Origin of the sequence: Cellulomonas sp. ICMP 17802 (genome assembly GCF_041295535.1) — a bacterium.
GTDB lineage: Bacteria > Actinomycetota > Actinomycetes > Actinomycetales > Cellulomonadaceae > Cellulomonas.
In genome coordinates this window covers 53,375-67,422 of record NZ_JBGFQZ010000002.1, presented here as the reverse complement: position 1 = coordinate 67,422, position 14,048 = coordinate 53,375, and the positions used below count along the sequence as shown (strand labels likewise).

Genomic DNA, 14,048 nt, shown 5'->3' with positions numbered 1-14,048 from the left:
CCCGACCCACACACGGCGCCCCCGGGGTCAGTCCGCGCGCACCACCGTGTCCGCCAGCACGGAACGGAGCAACGGGCGCGACGTCTCGGTCGCGCCGTACACCAGCGCGCACCCGCCGGTCAGGAACCCGGCGAGCAGCAGGAGGCCCTGCGGCGACGTCACCGCGGCCGTGCCGAACAGCGGGAAAAACATGACGAGCGCGGTCGCGGCGGAGCCGACGGCGACGAACAGGAGCGGCACGAGCACCGAGCGGCGCCGCACGGAGTCGAGCAGCTCGACCGGGGTCCCGGCCAGGTTCTGCAGCGCGATCTCCCGGCGCCGGTCGAGGACGGAGGCGGCCTGCGCGATGCCCGCGGACACGGCGGCGAGCAGGAACGCGACCACCAGCGTGACCATCGCGCCGGTGACCAGGTCGTCCACGAGCATCGCGCCCTGCGGGTCCTGGGACGTGTCCACCGCGACGATCGCCGGCAGCACGGCCAGCACCCCTGCGACGAACCCGGCGAGCCCGAGCCCGCCGACCACCCGCCAGGCCGCCTTGGGGTCGTCGAGCAACCGGCGCGCCGCCAGGAGCCGGGCGGGGGTCGTCGCGCGGCGCAGCTGCACCTTGCCGACGAGCCCGAGCACCCACGGCCCGATCGCGTTGAGGGTGGCGAACCCGAGCGCGAGCGCCCCGACCAGCGCACCGACCGCGGCCGCCCCGAGCGCCCCCGCCGCGGCGCTGAGCACCATGAACAGCCCGATGCCGACCACGGCGACCACCACGCGGAGCCAGGTCATCTTCTTCGGCGTCTCCCGTCGGGCCACGCCCAGCGGCGAGACGGTCACCCGCCGCAGCGAGATCGCCCCGGACAACGCGGCGAGGACCGGGACGGCCACCAGGGCGATCGCCAGCCCCTGCCACCCCACCCACAGCTCGCCGACGGAGAACGTCGTGCCCTGGAACGGGAGCAGCGACACCACCGGGAGCAGCAGGCCGTAGAGGCCGATGCCCAGCACCGCCCCGATGAACCCCTGCCACGCCGTCTCGGCGACCGTCAGCGCCACCACCTCGCGGGGCGTCGCGCCCAGCAGCCGCAGGGTCGCCAGGCGGGCGTCGCGACGCGCGACCCCGAGCCGGGCGGCGGCCCCGCCGAGCGAGACCAGAGGGACCACCAGGAGCACCACGGCGAACCACGCGAGGGTCAGGTACAGCCCGCGGATGTCCGTCGTGTCGTCGCCGACCGGCAGCGTGGTCCGGCCCGCGAAGCCGAGCAGGCCGCCGACGACGCTGAGCGTGAGCCCGGTCGTCACCGTGAACGCGGTGATCGCGAGGACCGTGGTGACCCGCGAGTCCCGGCCGCCCGCGCGCTGGAACCGCGGAGCGAGCGCGACCACGGCGTTCATCGGGCCACCGCCGCGGGGGCCGACGCGCCGACGACGAGCCCGTCGCGGACCTCGATGCGGCGGTCGCACCATGCGGCCACCTGGGCGTCGTGGGTCACGACGACGAGCGACGCGCCGGCCGCCTTCGTCGTGTGCGTGAGCACGTGCATGACGTCGTGCCCGGTGGCCTGGTCCAGGGCGCCCGTGGGCTCGTCGGCGAACACGACGGCCGGACCGGTGATGAGCGCGCGCGCGACGGCGACCCGCTGCGCCTGCCCGCCGGACAGCTCGCCGGGCCGACGGCCCTCCATGCCGGCGAGCCCGAGGGAGCCGAGCCACTGCCCGGCCAGCGCCGTCGCCTCCTTCCGGGACGTGCCCAGCAGCATCGCGGGCAGCGCGACGTTCTCGATCGCCGGGAGCTCGGACAGCAGCTGCCCGAACTGGAACACGAAGCCGTAGTGCCGGCGCCGCAGCAGCGAGCGCTCGCGGTCCGACAGCCGGCCGACCTCCCGCCCGTCGAGCGCGACCGTGCCTGCGTCGGGCAGCAGGATGCCGGCCAGGCAGTGCAGCAGGGTCGACTTGCCCGACCCGGACGGCCCCATCACGGCGAGCGACTCGCCCGCGGCGAGGTCGACGTCGACGCCGGCGAGGGCGGTGGTGGACCCGAAGCTCCTGACGAGGCCGCGGGCGGAGAGTCGGGGCGTGGCGGAGGTCATGCTGCCCAGGCTGGCTGCGCCACCGTGCCCCGCGCGTCGGCCCGCAGGCTGCTTCCGCCCGGACCGCTCTGCACCCGCAGACGGACGCGGGTCCGTCCGTCGTGGGACGCCCCTCGGTCAGACCACGAGCGCCACGCCCGCGAGCACGACGACGCCGGCACCCACCATCGACACCCACCGGCGCGCCTGCGGCGGGACCCGCAGGCCGAGCGCGCCGCTGCTGACCGCGAGCACCAGCTGCCACGCGAGCGAGGCCAGCCCGACCCCGACGACGAACGCCGACACCGACCCGGCTCCCCCGACCTGAGCGGCGAGCCCGACGGCGATCGTCGTGAACGTGATGGCCGTGAGCGGGTTGACCGCGGTCAGCCCGACGAACCGCAGGTAGGCGCGCGGCGCCGACGGCGCGACGGTCCCGGTCGGCGCGGGGTCCCGGGAGGCCCGCGCGGCGCTGACGACCCCGACCACACCGACCGCGACCAGCACGCCGGCGCTGACCCAGCGGACCACGGACGCGTGCGCGCCCAGCACGCGGCTGACCGGCGCGCCCACGGCGACGGCGAGCACCGCGTAGGCGAGGTCGACGGTCGCGATGCCGCACGCCGCGCCGACGGCCACCCGCGCGCCGTCGACCAGCCCCGTGCGCAGGAGCAGCACGCCGACCGGCCCGACCGGCATCGCGACGGACAGGCCCGCGAGCACGCCGAGGACGAAGGCGCTGGTCACGCGGGACAGGTTCCTCGAAGCGGCATCGGAGGCGAAAGCCGATTCTGCGGAATTCGTCGTGAGACTGAGAGAATCGATGCATGGACGCCATCGACGACGCAATCCTCCGCGAGCTGACCGTGGATGCGCGGTTGCCCTACAGCGAGCTCGGCGCGCGCGTCGGCCTCAGCCCGAACGCCGCCGCGAACCGGGTGGGGCGCCTGGTCGCCGACGGCACGATCCGCGCGTTCACCATCGTCCGGGGCGGCGCCGGGGCCGCGCCGGGGCCGGGGCTCGAGGTGTTCGTCGAGGTCCGGCTGGCCGAGGGGACCACCAACGAGGACTTCACGGACGCGCTGGCTCGGCGGGGATTCCCGCATGTGCTCGACGCGGTGCACGTGACCGGCTCGTACGACTACCTGCTGCACGCGGTCGTCACCGACCCCGCGGCCCTGGACCTCTTCGTCCGTCGGTTGAAGCGGGAGGCAGGCGTGGCCCAGACGTTCACGCGGCTCGCGATGCGGGCATGAAAAGGACCCCCCGCACACCCGCCAGAGCTCACCTGCCCTTGCTGCCTTCCGGCCCTGGGGGAGTTCAGCGAGATGACGCCGCACGAGGGGTCTGCCGGAAATCCTAACCCGAACCGTCGGTGACGATGACCGCATCCGTCAGGCGTGCGACGGTCGCGGGGTCGAACCGGGCGGCGCCCGGGAGGAGGGCGTTCGCGGCGCCGGCGGCCGTCGCGCGCCGCAGGGCGTCGTCCAGGTCGAGACCCTCGTCGAGCGCCTGGACCAGCGCGCCGAGCAGCGAGTCGCCGCTGCCGACGGGGAACTGGCCGACCACGCCGGGCAGCGATGCGTGCCGGGTGCGGACCCCGTCCGTGGCCACCAGGCCGGCCAGGCCGTCGGTCACGACGACCGGCGCGCCCGTGCGCTCGTGCAGGCGTACGACGAGCTCGGCCAGCGGCGTGGTCGCCGCGGCGTCGAGGGCCTCGCACGCCTCGGCGCGGTTCACCTTGAGGAGGGCCGGGGAGGCGTCGCGCAGCAGCGCCCGAAGCGCGGGTCCGTGGCTGTCGACCGCCAGCCGCGTGCCGGGCGGCAGGCTCGCGTGCAGGTCGCGCAGCGCGTCCGGGCCGAGCGAGGCCGGCGACCCGCCGCTCACCAGGCACCAGCCGGGCCGGTCGACCAGCAGCGCGGCGAGGGCGTCGAGAAACGCATCGAAGACCGGGGCGGACACCGGCGTCGCGTGCTCGTAGATCTCCGTCAGCCGGTCGTCGGACCGCGCGTGCACGCTCACGCAGGTCCGCGTGAGCTCGCCGCCGTCGACCACCCGCAGGTCCAGGCCGTCGGCGCGCGCGAGGTCGGCGACCACCGCTCCCGTGCCGCCGCCGAGCACGGCGACCGCGGCGACCGACGAGCCCAGGAGCGCCGCGGCGCGCGCGGCGTTGAGCGCCTTGCCGCCCGCCACCCGGTGCACCTCGAGCGGCCGCTGGATGCCCGTCAGCTCCTCGACGACGTACGTGACGTCCAGGGACGGGCTGAGGGCGGCGGCCGTGATCACGCGACGCCGAGGTCGGCCAGCGACGCCTGCCGCCCGGTCCCGCCGCTGCCCAAGGTGGACAGGGAGCCGGCGCCGGCGGCCCAGCGGAGGCGCTCGGCCTCGTCGGCGATGCCGTGGGCGAGCGCCGCGAGGTAGCCCGCGTCGAAGCTGTCCCCCGCGCCCGTGGTGTCGACCACGTCGACGGGCAGCCCAGGCGCCTCGAAGAACGCGCCGGCGGGGTCGACCGACCAGCCGCCGTCGGCCCCGGCCTTCACCACGACGCGCGGGCCGAGCGACGCCAGCCGGCGGGCGCGGTCGACGTCGGTGCGGGGCCCGGCCGCGAGCGCCCGGAGCTCCGCCAGGTTCGGCAGGACGACGTCGACGTGGGCGAGCAGGTCGAGCACGCCGTCCCAGCGCTCCGCCGGGTCCCAGTTGGTGTCCAGGCTGACGGTGACGCCCGCGGCGCGGACCTCGGCCAGGAGCCCGGGCAGCTCGGCCGCGAGCGACGGCTGCAGGAAGTACGACGCGACGTGCAGGTGGGCCGCGCCGGTCGCGGCGAGCGCGGCCCGGACCGCGGCGGCCCGCAGCGTCGGGATGGTCCCGGGCACGGTGAGGATCGCGCGGTCGTCGGGCGCCGACAGGATCACCGAGAGGCCGGTGGGCAGGTCCCGATCGACCTCCACGTGCTCCGTCGAGACGCCGGCCGCCTCGAGCCCGTCGCGCTGGAACCGGCCGAACGGGTCGTCGCCCACCCGCGCGACGAGCGCCGTCGGCACCCCCAGCCGGGCCAGACCGCAGGCCACGATCGACGCGCTCCCGCCGAGCACCAGCTCGCCGGAGTCCAGCAGCTGCTCGGCCTGCCCGAACCGGGGGACGACGTCGCCACGGAGCACGAGGTCGACGTTGGCGTCGCCGGCGACGAGGACGGTCCTCATCCCTTGAGCCCCGAGAAGGTCATGGTCGCGATGAACTGCTTCTGCGCGAGCACGAAGAAGGCAATGAGCGGCAGGGTCGCCACGACGTTGCCGGCCATGAGCAGCGACCAGTCGGTGCGGCGGTCGCCCTGGAAGTTGGTGATGCCGAGCTGGAGGGTGAACGTGCTCGGGTCGTTGATGGCGATGAGGGGCCAGACCAGGTCGTTCCACGAGCCCAGCAGCGTGAAGATCGCCAGCGTGGCCATGGCCGGCTTGGCCAGCGGGAGCACGATCCGCCAGAACACCGCGAGCCGCGAGCAGCCGTCGAGCACCGCGGCCTCCTCGAGCTCGGCGGGCAGCGACAGGAAGAACTGCCGCATGAGGAAGATGCCGAACGCGGAGGCCAGCCACGGCACGATCGCCGCGCCGAGGGTGTCGATGAGCCCGACCTTGGCGAACATCACGTAGGTGGGGACCATGAGCAGCTGGGTCGGGATCATGATCGTCGCGACGATGGCCAGGAACCCGAACGTGCGGCCCGGGAACTTCAGGCGCGCGAACCCGTAGCCGGCCAGCGAGCACAGGACCAGGTGCGACAGCACCCCGATGGTCGACACGATCACGGTGTTGAGCAGCCAGCGCAGGATGTCGGACTCGGCGAACAGCTTGGCGAAGCCGTCGAGCGTGAGGGTCGACGGGATCAGCCGCGGGGGGAACTTGTTGATCTCCGACGCCGGCGTCAGGGCCGTGAGGAACATCTGCAGGAACGGCAGGGCGAACAGCAGGGCGACCGGCGCGAGCAGGACGTGCCACCACCAGTGCCGGCGGCCGCCGCGGCGGCGGGAGAGCCGGATGTCGTCCGGGGTGTCGGGCACCGGCGTGCGGGACAGGATCTGGACGGCCATCAGAACGCCTCCACCTTCGCGCGCCGGGAGTACAGGACGACGCCGCCGGTGATGATCAGCGTCACCGCGAACAGGCCGTAGGCCACCGCCGAGGCGTAGCCGAACTCGAGGTTCTTGAACGCCGTCTGCCACAGGTAGTAGACGATCGTCTGCGTCGCGTCGAGGGGTCCGCCGCGCGTCGTGGTGTAGACGAGGTCGAACAGCTGGATCGCGCCGATGACCTGCCACACGGTGACGAACACGGTGACCGGGGCCAGCTGCGGGAACGTCACGTGCCAGAACGACTGCCACCGGTTGGCGCCGTCGATGCGGGCGGCCTCGAGCAGCTCGCCGGGGATGTCCTGCAGGGCCGCCAGGTAGATGACGGTGGTGAACGCGGCCTGGCCCCACAGCGACATCAGCGTGATGACGACCATCGCCTGCGACGGGTCCTCGAGCCAGCCCTGCTGCGGCAGGTGCAGGGCGCGCAGGACGGTGTTGGCCAGGCCGAACTGCGGGTTGAACAGGTACGTGGTGAGGATGCCGGTCGCCGCGGCCGAGGCCACGAACGGCAGGAAGATCGCCGTCCGGTAGAAGCCGATGAGGAACAGCGAGCGGTTGAGCAGCAGGGCGAGCGCGAGACCGAGCAGCACCGAGGCCGGCACGAAGAGCGCGGTGTAGAGGATCGTGTGGCCGACCGCGTCGCGCAGGGCTGCGTCGGTGACCATCGCCTGGTAGTTCCCGATGCCGACCCAGGTGGGCGTCGAGAACCCGTCCCAGCTCTGCAGCGAGAGCCAGAACGCCCAGGCCGCCGGGAAGATCGACAGGCCGAGCACGATGAGCATCGCGGGGGCGACGAACCCCCAGCCCTGCAGCCCCGCCCGTCGACGCTCCCGCCGCTGGCCGGGCCGGGTCACCACCGCTCGCGGTGCGTGGGCCTGCGGGAGGAGCGCCCCGCGTCGGCCGGCGGGGGCCGTCGTGCTCGCCATCGTCACCCTCCGAGAGCCTGCGTCGCCGTGGCCGCGGCCTGGGTCAGCGCGTCGGCCGGGTCACCCTGACCCTGCATCACCTCGGAGATGGCCGACCCGATCGCCTCGGAGAGCTTGACGTACCCCTTGACCGTCGGCCGGGAGTGCTTGGAGTTGACCATGTTGGCCGCCATGACGTCGAGACCCGGGAGCGCCTCGACCTGTGCCAGGAACTCGGGCGACTGCGCCTCCGACGGCCGCAGCGGCAGGTTGCCGTACGCGACGTTCCACTTGATGTCCTGCTCGGCCGACGTCAGCCACTTGGTCAGCTCGTACGCCCAGTGCTCACGGTTGGCGTCCTTGTGGTCGAAGAGCACCCACAGGTCCGGGCCGGAGACGCTCTCGTGGTTGCCGTCGGTGCCGGGCAGCGGCACGACGCCGTAGCTCGTCTTGGCGGTCTGCAGGTCGTACAGGGTCCAGGGGCCCGACGTGATCATGCCGATGCGGTCGCTGGCGAACAGCTGGGCGGCCTTGGTGTCGGTCTGGTCCAGGTAGATCGACTTGTCGTCGACGGCCATGTCGCGCAGCAGCGTCAGGGACGTCACACCCGCGTCGGAGTCGAACGTCGCCGTCTTCTGGTCGTCGGACAGGATCTCGCCGCCGTTCTGCCACAGGTGCGGCCAGAACTGCCAGGTGGTCTCCTCCGAGCCGGACACCGAGTAGCCGTAGCCGTACGTGTTGGTGCTCGGGTCGGTCAGCTTCTTGGCCGCCGCGCGGAAGTCGTCCCACGTCCAGTCGGCGGTCGGGTAGTCCACGCCCGCGGCGTCGAACACCGTCTTGTTGTAGATGAGCGTGAGGTTGTCGACGACGGCGGGGAAGCCGATGGTCGTGCCGCCGCCGGGCTGGGCCGTCTGGCGCGCCGCGGCCGGGAACTCGTCCCACTTCACGTCGGGGTCCTTGACCTGGTCCGTGATGTCGAGCGTGCGCTTCGAGCCCTGCAGCTCGCTCGCCCACGAGCCGTACGCGTAGGAGATGTCGGGGTAGGTGTTGCCCGCGAAGCCCGCCGACAGCTTCTGCAGCAGCTCGTCGGTCGAGGGCGCGCCCGACGAGATGTCGACGGTGACGTTCGGGTGCAGCTTCTCGAAGTCCTTGGCCAGCCCCTCGAGGATCGTCTCCGCCTGGTCCGCCTGGCCGGTCCACCACGTGATGGTGGTCTTGGCCTCGGGGTCGAAGGTGGTGGCGCCGGCGCTCCCGCCCGAGCAGGCGGTCACGGACAGGGAGACGACGACGGCGATGGCCGCGGTGAGGGCGGCGAGGCGGTTCCGGTGCGAGCGCTGGGGGGACAACGTCGTTCTCCTCGAGTCGGTGGTGCGCGCGGTCAGGACAGGACGACGGAGCGGGTGAGGTGGCGGGGCGTGTCGGGGTTCAGGCCGCGGCTCTCCGCCAGCTCGACGGCGAACCGCTGGGCCTGCACGAGCTGGACAAGCGGGTCCTCGTCGGTGGCCAGCACGCGGGCGCCGGTGGCCTCGATGTCGGCGACGATCGTCGGGTCCGCGGTGCCGAACAGCGTGACCAGGGTGCCCGGGTGGGCCACCGCGATGGGGCCGTGGCGGTAGTCGAGCACGGGGTAGGACTCCGACCACGCCTGCGCGGCCTCGCGGACCTTGAGGGCGGCCTCCTGGGCGAGCCCGTGGGTCCAGCCGGTGCCGAGGTAGACCACGTGGTCGATGCCGTCGACCGGCACCGGCAGGGGCGCGTCGAGGACCCGCTCCGCGGCGGCCGGCAGGTGGTCAGTGGCGTCGCCGAACGCGGCGCGGGCGATCGCGAGGACCGTCGTCGGGAAGCGCGTCTGGACCACCGAGTCCTCGTCGGCGTAGTCGAGCAGCAGCACGTGGTCGGCGCGGCGGGCGATCGGGCTGTCGTCGACGCCGACGACGGCGGCCACGGGCGTGCCGGGCTCGACCAGCTCGAGCGCGGCGAGCACCTCGCTCGTGGTGCCCGACCGGCTGATCACCACCACGCGGTCGTAGGCGCGGCCCGGGCGCCACTCGGAGGCGTAGGCGGCGTCCGTGAGGCCCAGGCCGGCCTGCTCGCGCAGCACCGCGACGGACTCGGCGACGAAGGCGCTGGTGCCGCAGCCGAGCACCAGGACCCGGTCGCCCGGGCCGCCGAAGATCGCACCGGTGGTGGCCGCGTCCTGCAGGGCGCGGGCCCACACGGTCGGCTGGCTGGCGATCTCTCGCGCGGTGATGCTCGTGCTCACGGGTGCTGCCTCTCTGCTCCGGCCGCCGGGTTGATCTCGGCGCCGTGTGCGCAATACTGCGTACCGGAGTGATCGATCCGCAATGAAACTGCGGCAAACGCTCACTATTGGTGAGCGCCTGCGAGAGGACCGTACTTGTGGCTACCCCCGACTGGACCGCCGCCGCCCACCTTCGCCTGGCGGACTGGCAGCCGCGCAGCCGGCTCGCCGCGGCCACCACGCGCGTCGAGCGCAGCGCTGTGGCCTGCATCGACGTGCACAACCACCTGGGCCGCTGGCTGACGCCGCCGGGCTGGACGGCCCCGTCGGTGGACGAGCTGCTCGCGCTGATGGACCGCCGCAACGTGGCGGCGATCGTCAACCTCGACGGGATGCACGGCGACGAGCTCGAGGCCAACCTCGACCGGTACGACCGCGCGCACCCGGACCGCTTCGTCACGTTCTGCCAGCTGGACTGGGGACTGCTCGCCCAGCCGTCCGGCGCGGAGCTGCTGGCGGCGCAGCTGCGCGACTGCGCCGCGCGGGGAGCCCGCGGCGTGAAGGTGTGGAAGAACCTCGGGCTGTCGGTCCGCGACGAGTCCGGGGCGCTCGTGCTGCCCGACGACCCTCGCGTGGTGTCGACGCTCGCGCTGGCCGGCTCGCTGGGTCTGCCCGTGCTCATCCACACCGCGGACCCGATGGCGTTCTTCGACCCCGTGGACGCGTCCAACGAGCGGATCGACGAGCTGCAGGCGCACCCGGACTGGTGGTTCGGAGACCGCGACGTGCACCCGACGTTCGACCGGTTGATGACGGCGCTCGAGACCCTCGTGCTGGCGACGCCGGGGACCACCTACGTCGGCGCCCACGTGGGCTGCTGCGCCGAGGACCTCGACCGCGTGGAGCAGCTGCTCGCCGCGGCGCCGAACTGGCACGTCGACATCGGCGGCCGGATGGCGGAGCTCGGGCGGCAGCCGCGGCGGACCCGACGACTCATCGAGCGGTTCGGCGACCGCGTCCTGTTCGGCACCGACGCGTTCCCGCTCGACGACGAGGCGCTGACCACGCACTTCCGGTTCCTCGAGACCGAGGACGAGGCGTTCGACTACGCGCCCGGCGAGGCCGTGCCGCCGCAGGGGCGGTGGACCGTGTCGGGGCTGGGGCTGGGCGCGGACGCGCTCGAGGCGCTGTACGCGGGGAACGCGCGGCGGGTGCTCGGCCTGTAGGTGCGGGCCCGCGCCGGGCGGGGTGCTCGGTCTCTCGGGGCGCGGGCTCGCGCCGGGCGGGGGTTCTCGGCCTCTCGGCGCGCGGGCTCGCGCCGTGCGGTGGCCGCCCGTCCGGGCGCGCGTCGGTCAGGCGGCGTGGATCGTCGCGCAGGTGGCGGCGACTGTCGCGGCGACCGCGTCGCGGGCCGGTGCGAGGTAGCGCCGCGGGTCGGTGAGGCGGTCGTCGGCGGCCAGCGCCCGGCGCACCTGCGCCGTGAGGGCGACGTTGAGGGCGGTGCCGACGTTGATCTTGCGGATGCCGGCGCGGACCGCGTCCTGCAGCGTCGCCGGCGGGACGCCCGAGGAGCCGTGGAGCACGAGCGGGACGGCCACGCGCTGCGCGAGGCGCGCGACGAGGTCGAGGTCGAGGTGCGCCGTCGCGGTCGTCATGGCGTGCACCGAGCCGACGGCCACCGCGAGCCCGTCGACGCCCGTGGCCGCGACGAACGCCGCCGCCTCGTCCGGGTCGGTGCGCACGCCGGGCGCGTGGGCGCCGTCCTTGCCGCCGACCTCTCCCAGCTCGGCCTCGACCCACAGCTCCGCGGCATGGGCGTCGGCCGCCAGCGCCGCGGTCGTCGCGACGTTGTCGTCGTACGGGAGGTGCGCGGCGTCGACCATCACCGACGAGACGCCGTAGACCCGGGCCTGCGCGACCCCGTCGCGCAGCAGGTCCAGGTCCTGCAGGTGGTCCAGGTGCAGCGCGACGGGCACGGTCGCCTGCTCCGCGAGCTCGCGGCAGGCCGCCAGGAGCGGGCCGGGACGGCCCTGGCGGTAGCGGACGGCGTTCTCGCTGACCTGCAGCAGGCCCGGCGATCCCGCGCGCTCCAGCCCCGCGACGATGCCCTCGGCGTGCTCCAGCGTGATGACGTTGAACGCGAGGACGGCCGTGCCCTTGGCGACGGCGTCGTCGACCAGGTCCCGCGTGCGCGCGAGCGTCACAGGAGCGCTCGCAGGGGCTCGGGCAGCAGGTCGCCGTGGGCCGCGACGAGCTCGTTGCACAGGTCCCAGATCTGGGCCGGGGTCAGGGTCGAGCTCGCGTTGCCGTCGACCAGCACCGCCTGCCGCACGAGCCGTGGGTCGCCCGTGCGTGCCGCCTCGACGGCGAGCTCGGCGACGGAGAGGTAGGTGCGGTTCAGCGCCGCGCACTGGACGGGGAGCGGACCCATGGCGATGGGCACCACGCCGTTGCCGTCGACGTGCGCGGGCACCTCGACCGCGGCGCCCGCCGGCAGGTTGTCGATGAGCCCGCGGTTGGGCACGTTCACGTGGATCTCGCGCGTCGTGCCGGTCAGGATCGAGTGGATGATCTGTGGCGCGTACTCCGAGGCGCCGCCCTCGAGCGGCAGGTCTCGTCCGTCGCGCAGGAGCGTCTTGGCCTGCTCGTACTCCGCGACGTTCTCGCGGCTGATCCCGATGTACTGCAGCGGCTCGATGCGGAACCGGTCCACCTGCGCGTCGGACCGCAGGAACCAGGAGAGGTACTCCGACGAGTGCTCGCTGGTCTCGGTCGGGTAGTAGCCGATGCGGCGGAACATCTCCACGCGCACGCGCCGCTCGAGCTCGGGGTCCTCGGCAATCCGTGCCCTCAGGCGGGGGTAGAGGTCCTCGCCGTCGAGCGTCGTCCAGTCGCGCAGCCAGGACTGGTGGTTGACGCCGAAGGCCCGGAAACGGGTCTGCTCGACGTCGAGGCCGAGCAGGCCGGCGAGGTCGTGAGCCGTCCAGTAGACCGAGTGGCAGAGGCCGAACGTGCGGATCTCCGGCGCGACGACCGACGCCCACCAGACGTTCATCGCCATCGGGTTGGTGTAGTTGAGCAGCAGCGCGTCGGGGCACACCGCACGCATGTCGTCGAGGATCCCGGTCAGCACCGGGAAGGTGCGCAGAGCGCGGAACACCCCGCCGACGCCGGTCGTGTCCCCGATGGTCTGGCGCAGCCCGTGGCGCGCGGGGATCTCGAGGTCCGTGATCGTCGCGTCGATGCCGCCGACCTGGATCATGTTGATGACGAAGTCGGCGCCGTCCAGAGCCGTCTTGCGGTCCAGGGTCGCGCTGATCCGCGCCGGGTGTCCCAGCTGCTCGACCAGGCGGTGCGCGGTGCCCTCGGCGACGTCCAGCCGCTCGCGGTCGATGTCGTGCAGCGCGAGCTCGAGGTCGAGGTCGCCGAAGCGCAGCAGGTCCGCGACGAGCTGGCGGGTGAACACGACGCTGCCGGCGCCGACGAACGCGATCTTGGCCATGCTGGGATGATCGCTGGGCTGATCGATTCGTGCAAGAATTCCTCGTTCGATCAGTCGAAGTGATCATTCTGAGTGAGCGGGGTGGAGATGACAGTCACCGAGGACGTCCCCCGGGCGACGTCGCGCAAGCGCTCGGACCGGATGCTCGCGGTGCTGGCGCTGCTCGAGCCGGGCGCGACGGTCACGCTGACGGAGCTCACGCGCACCCTGGGCGTGTCGTCGGCAACCGTGCGCCGCGACCTCGCCGACCTCGAGGAGCAGGGCCTCCTGGTGCGCACCCACGGCGGGGCCCGGGCCTCCGCGGCGGTGCGGACCGAGGTGCCCGTGCGGCTGCGCGACTCCCAGTTCCGGCTGGCCAAGCAGCGGATCGCCCGGCGCGCCGCGGAGCTGATCCCGACCGGCCCGTACAGCGTGGCGATCAGCGGTGGCACCACCACCGCCGAGGTGGCCAAGGTGCTGGCCAACCGGCCCGACCTCGCCATCGTCACCAACGCGCTGACCACCGCCATGGAGATCGCGTCGAGGCCCAACCTCAAGGTGATCATGACCGGCGGGGTGGTGCGGTCGACCTCGTTCGAGGCCGTCGGCGTGCTCGCCGAGAACACGTTCAACGCCATCAACGTGGGCACCGCGATCCTCGGCACCGACGGCATCAGCGCCGCCGGCGGCGCGACCACCCACGACGAGACCGAGGCCCGCACCAACAACGCGATGGTCTGCCACGCGCAGCGGGTCGTCGTCGTCGCCGACGGGTCCAAGGTCGGGCGCGTCACCCTGGCGAAGATGGCCGACCTCTCGCAGGTGCACGTGCTGGTCACCGACACGACCGCCGACCCCGACGAGCTCGCCCGGATCGTCGCCGCGGGCGTGGACGTGATCGTGGTGGAGGTCTAGCCCGGTCGACCTGGCCGCGACGGTGACCGTCGCGGCCGGCACACCGGGCGTCGGCTCAGACGGAGTTGATGACCCTGAGGAGATCCGCTCCAGTGCGAACGGTGGCAACGTCCTCGTTCAGCCCGTCCGGCAAGTGCTGGCGCTGCACCTCATCCGTGATGCAGGTGGGACAGCCCACCGGAAGAACCCAGCGTTCCGTGGCGACAGCACGGAGAGTGAGCGCAGGCTCGCGGCTCCGCGGCGAGCGCGCTCGAGCATCGGCCTCAGCGGGGGCGATCGCCTTCGACCCATTCATAGACCCCGCATTCCTGTCCGCAAT

Annotated in this window: 14 protein-coding genes and 1 other RNA gene; 3 read left to right on the top strand and 12 right to left on the bottom strand. The window is 73.4% G+C overall.

What is annotated here, in order from left to right:
* Nucleotides 1-27: 27 nt before the first annotated feature.
* The 3 genes from AB5970_RS03905 to AB5970_RS03895 form a co-directional block, all read right to left on the bottom strand.
* The gene (locus AB5970_RS03905; RefSeq protein ID WP_370502597.1) at nt 28-1,386 is read right to left on the bottom strand and encodes an FtsX-like permease family protein; all 1,359 of its coding nucleotides are present in this window, start codon (nt 1,384-1,386) and stop codon (nt 28-30) included.
* Nucleotides 1,383-2,081 (bottom strand): ABC transporter ATP-binding protein, encoded by a 699-nt coding sequence (locus AB5970_RS03900; RefSeq protein WP_370502596.1) that lies wholly within the window; start codon nt 2,079-2,081, stop codon nt 1,383-1,385. The genes AB5970_RS03905 and AB5970_RS03900 overlap by 4 nt, the downstream gene beginning before the upstream one ends.
* A 117-nt stretch (nt 2,082-2,198) precedes the next feature.
* Nucleotides 2,199-2,807, bottom strand: a complete 609-nt coding sequence (locus AB5970_RS03895) for a LysE family transporter (RefSeq protein WP_370502595.1) — start codon at nt 2,805-2,807, stop codon at nt 2,199-2,201.
* Between the two features lie 80 nt (nt 2,808-2,887).
* Here AB5970_RS03895 and AB5970_RS03890 point away from each other — a divergent pair, with 80 nt between their 5' ends.
* The gene (locus AB5970_RS03890) at nt 2,888-3,316 is read left to right on the top strand and encodes an Lrp/AsnC family transcriptional regulator (protein ID WP_370502594.1); all 429 of its coding nucleotides are present in this window, start codon (nt 2,888-2,890) and stop codon (nt 3,314-3,316) included.
* Here the strand turns inward: AB5970_RS03890 and ffs are convergent.
* The 7 genes from ffs to AB5970_RS03855 form a co-directional block, all read right to left on the bottom strand.
* Nucleotides 3,315-3,411: signal recognition particle sRNA small type (gene ffs, locus AB5970_RS03885), an RNA gene on the bottom strand. The two genes, AB5970_RS03890 and ffs, sit on opposite strands and share 2 nt — an antisense overlap.
* An 8-nt stretch (nt 3,412-3,419) precedes the next feature.
* Entirely contained in the window at nt 3,420-4,346 is a 927-nt protein-coding gene (locus AB5970_RS03880) for a PfkB family carbohydrate kinase (protein WP_370502593.1), read from the bottom strand.
* A complete protein-coding gene (locus AB5970_RS03875) occupies nt 4,343-5,260 on the bottom strand; it encodes a carbohydrate kinase family protein (RefSeq protein WP_370502592.1) in 918 nt (305 codons plus the stop codon). The genes AB5970_RS03880 and AB5970_RS03875 overlap by 4 nt, the downstream gene beginning before the upstream one ends.
* Nucleotides 5,257-6,144 (bottom strand): carbohydrate ABC transporter permease, encoded by an 888-nt coding sequence (locus tag AB5970_RS03870; RefSeq protein ID WP_370502591.1) that lies wholly within the window; start codon nt 6,142-6,144, stop codon nt 5,257-5,259. Before AB5970_RS03870 ends, AB5970_RS03875 begins: the two co-directional genes overlap by 4 nt.
* Entirely contained in the window at nt 6,144-7,112 is a 969-nt protein-coding gene (locus tag AB5970_RS03865) for a carbohydrate ABC transporter permease (RefSeq protein WP_370502590.1), read from the bottom strand. The genes AB5970_RS03870 and AB5970_RS03865 overlap by 1 nt, the downstream gene beginning before the upstream one ends.
* A 2-nt stretch (nt 7,113-7,114) precedes the next feature.
* Nucleotides 7,115-8,437, bottom strand: a complete 1,323-nt coding sequence (locus tag AB5970_RS03860) for an ABC transporter substrate-binding protein (protein ID WP_370502589.1) — start codon at nt 8,435-8,437, stop codon at nt 7,115-7,117.
* A 32-nt stretch (nt 8,438-8,469) separates the two neighbouring features.
* A complete protein-coding gene (locus tag AB5970_RS03855; RefSeq protein ID WP_370502588.1) occupies nt 8,470-9,354 on the bottom strand; it encodes an SIS domain-containing protein in 885 nt (294 codons plus the stop codon).
* Between the two features lie 137 nt (nt 9,355-9,491).
* Between AB5970_RS03855 and AB5970_RS03850 the strand changes: the two genes are divergently transcribed.
* Nucleotides 9,492-10,559: an amidohydrolase family protein gene (locus tag AB5970_RS03850; protein WP_370502587.1), complete on the top strand. Its 1,068-nt coding sequence runs from the start codon at nt 9,492-9,494 to the stop codon at nt 10,557-10,559.
* Between the two features lie 126 nt (nt 10,560-10,685).
* Here the strand turns inward: AB5970_RS03850 and AB5970_RS03845 are convergent, their stop codons facing one another.
* Nucleotides 10,686-11,537 (bottom strand): class II fructose-bisphosphate aldolase, encoded by an 852-nt coding sequence (locus AB5970_RS03845; protein ID WP_370502586.1) that lies wholly within the window; start codon nt 11,535-11,537, stop codon nt 10,686-10,688.
* Nucleotides 11,534-12,835, bottom strand: coding sequence for an alpha-glucosidase/alpha-galactosidase (locus AB5970_RS03840; protein WP_370502585.1), 1,302 nt, complete (start codon nt 12,833-12,835; stop codon nt 11,534-11,536). The genes AB5970_RS03845 and AB5970_RS03840 overlap by 4 nt, the downstream gene beginning before the upstream one ends.
* A gap of 87 nt (nt 12,836-12,922) precedes the next feature.
* Between AB5970_RS03840 and AB5970_RS03835 the strand changes: the two genes are divergently transcribed.
* Nucleotides 12,923-13,729 carry a DeoR/GlpR family DNA-binding transcription regulator gene (locus AB5970_RS03835; protein ID WP_370502584.1) on the top strand — a complete coding sequence of 269 codons (807 nt, stop codon included), beginning with the start codon at nt 12,923-12,925 and terminating at the stop codon, nt 13,727-13,729.
* Nucleotides 13,730-14,048: the final 319 nt, after the last annotated feature.

Bases quoted from the DNA above. Each gene is read 5' to 3' on its own strand.
- AB5970_RS03905 (WP_370502597.1), bottom strand. From the start codon at position 1,386: ATGAACGCCGTGGTCGCGCTCGCTCCGCGGTTCCAGCGCGCGGGCGGC.
- AB5970_RS03900 (WP_370502596.1), bottom strand. From the start codon at position 2,081: ATGACCTCCGCCACGCCCCGACTCTCCGCCCGCGGCCTCGTCAGGAGC.
- AB5970_RS03890 (WP_370502594.1), top strand. From the start codon at position 2,888: ATGGACGCCATCGACGACGCAATCCTCCGCGAGCTGACCGTGGATGCG.
- AB5970_RS03875 (WP_370502592.1), bottom strand. From the start codon at position 5,260: ATGAGGACCGTCCTCGTCGCCGGCGACGCCAACGTCGACCTCGTGCTC.
- AB5970_RS03870 (WP_370502591.1), bottom strand. From the start codon at position 6,144: ATGGCCGTCCAGATCCTGTCCCGCACGCCGGTGCCCGACACCCCGGAC.
- AB5970_RS03865 (WP_370502590.1), bottom strand. From the start codon at position 7,112: ATGGCGAGCACGACGGCCCCCGCCGGCCGACGCGGGGCGCTCCTCCCG.
- AB5970_RS03840 (WP_370502585.1), bottom strand. From the start codon at position 12,835: ATGGCCAAGATCGCGTTCGTCGGCGCCGGCAGCGTCGTGTTCACCCGC.
- AB5970_RS03835 (WP_370502584.1), top strand. From the start codon at position 12,923: ATGACAGTCACCGAGGACGTCCCCCGGGCGACGTCGCGCAAGCGCTCG.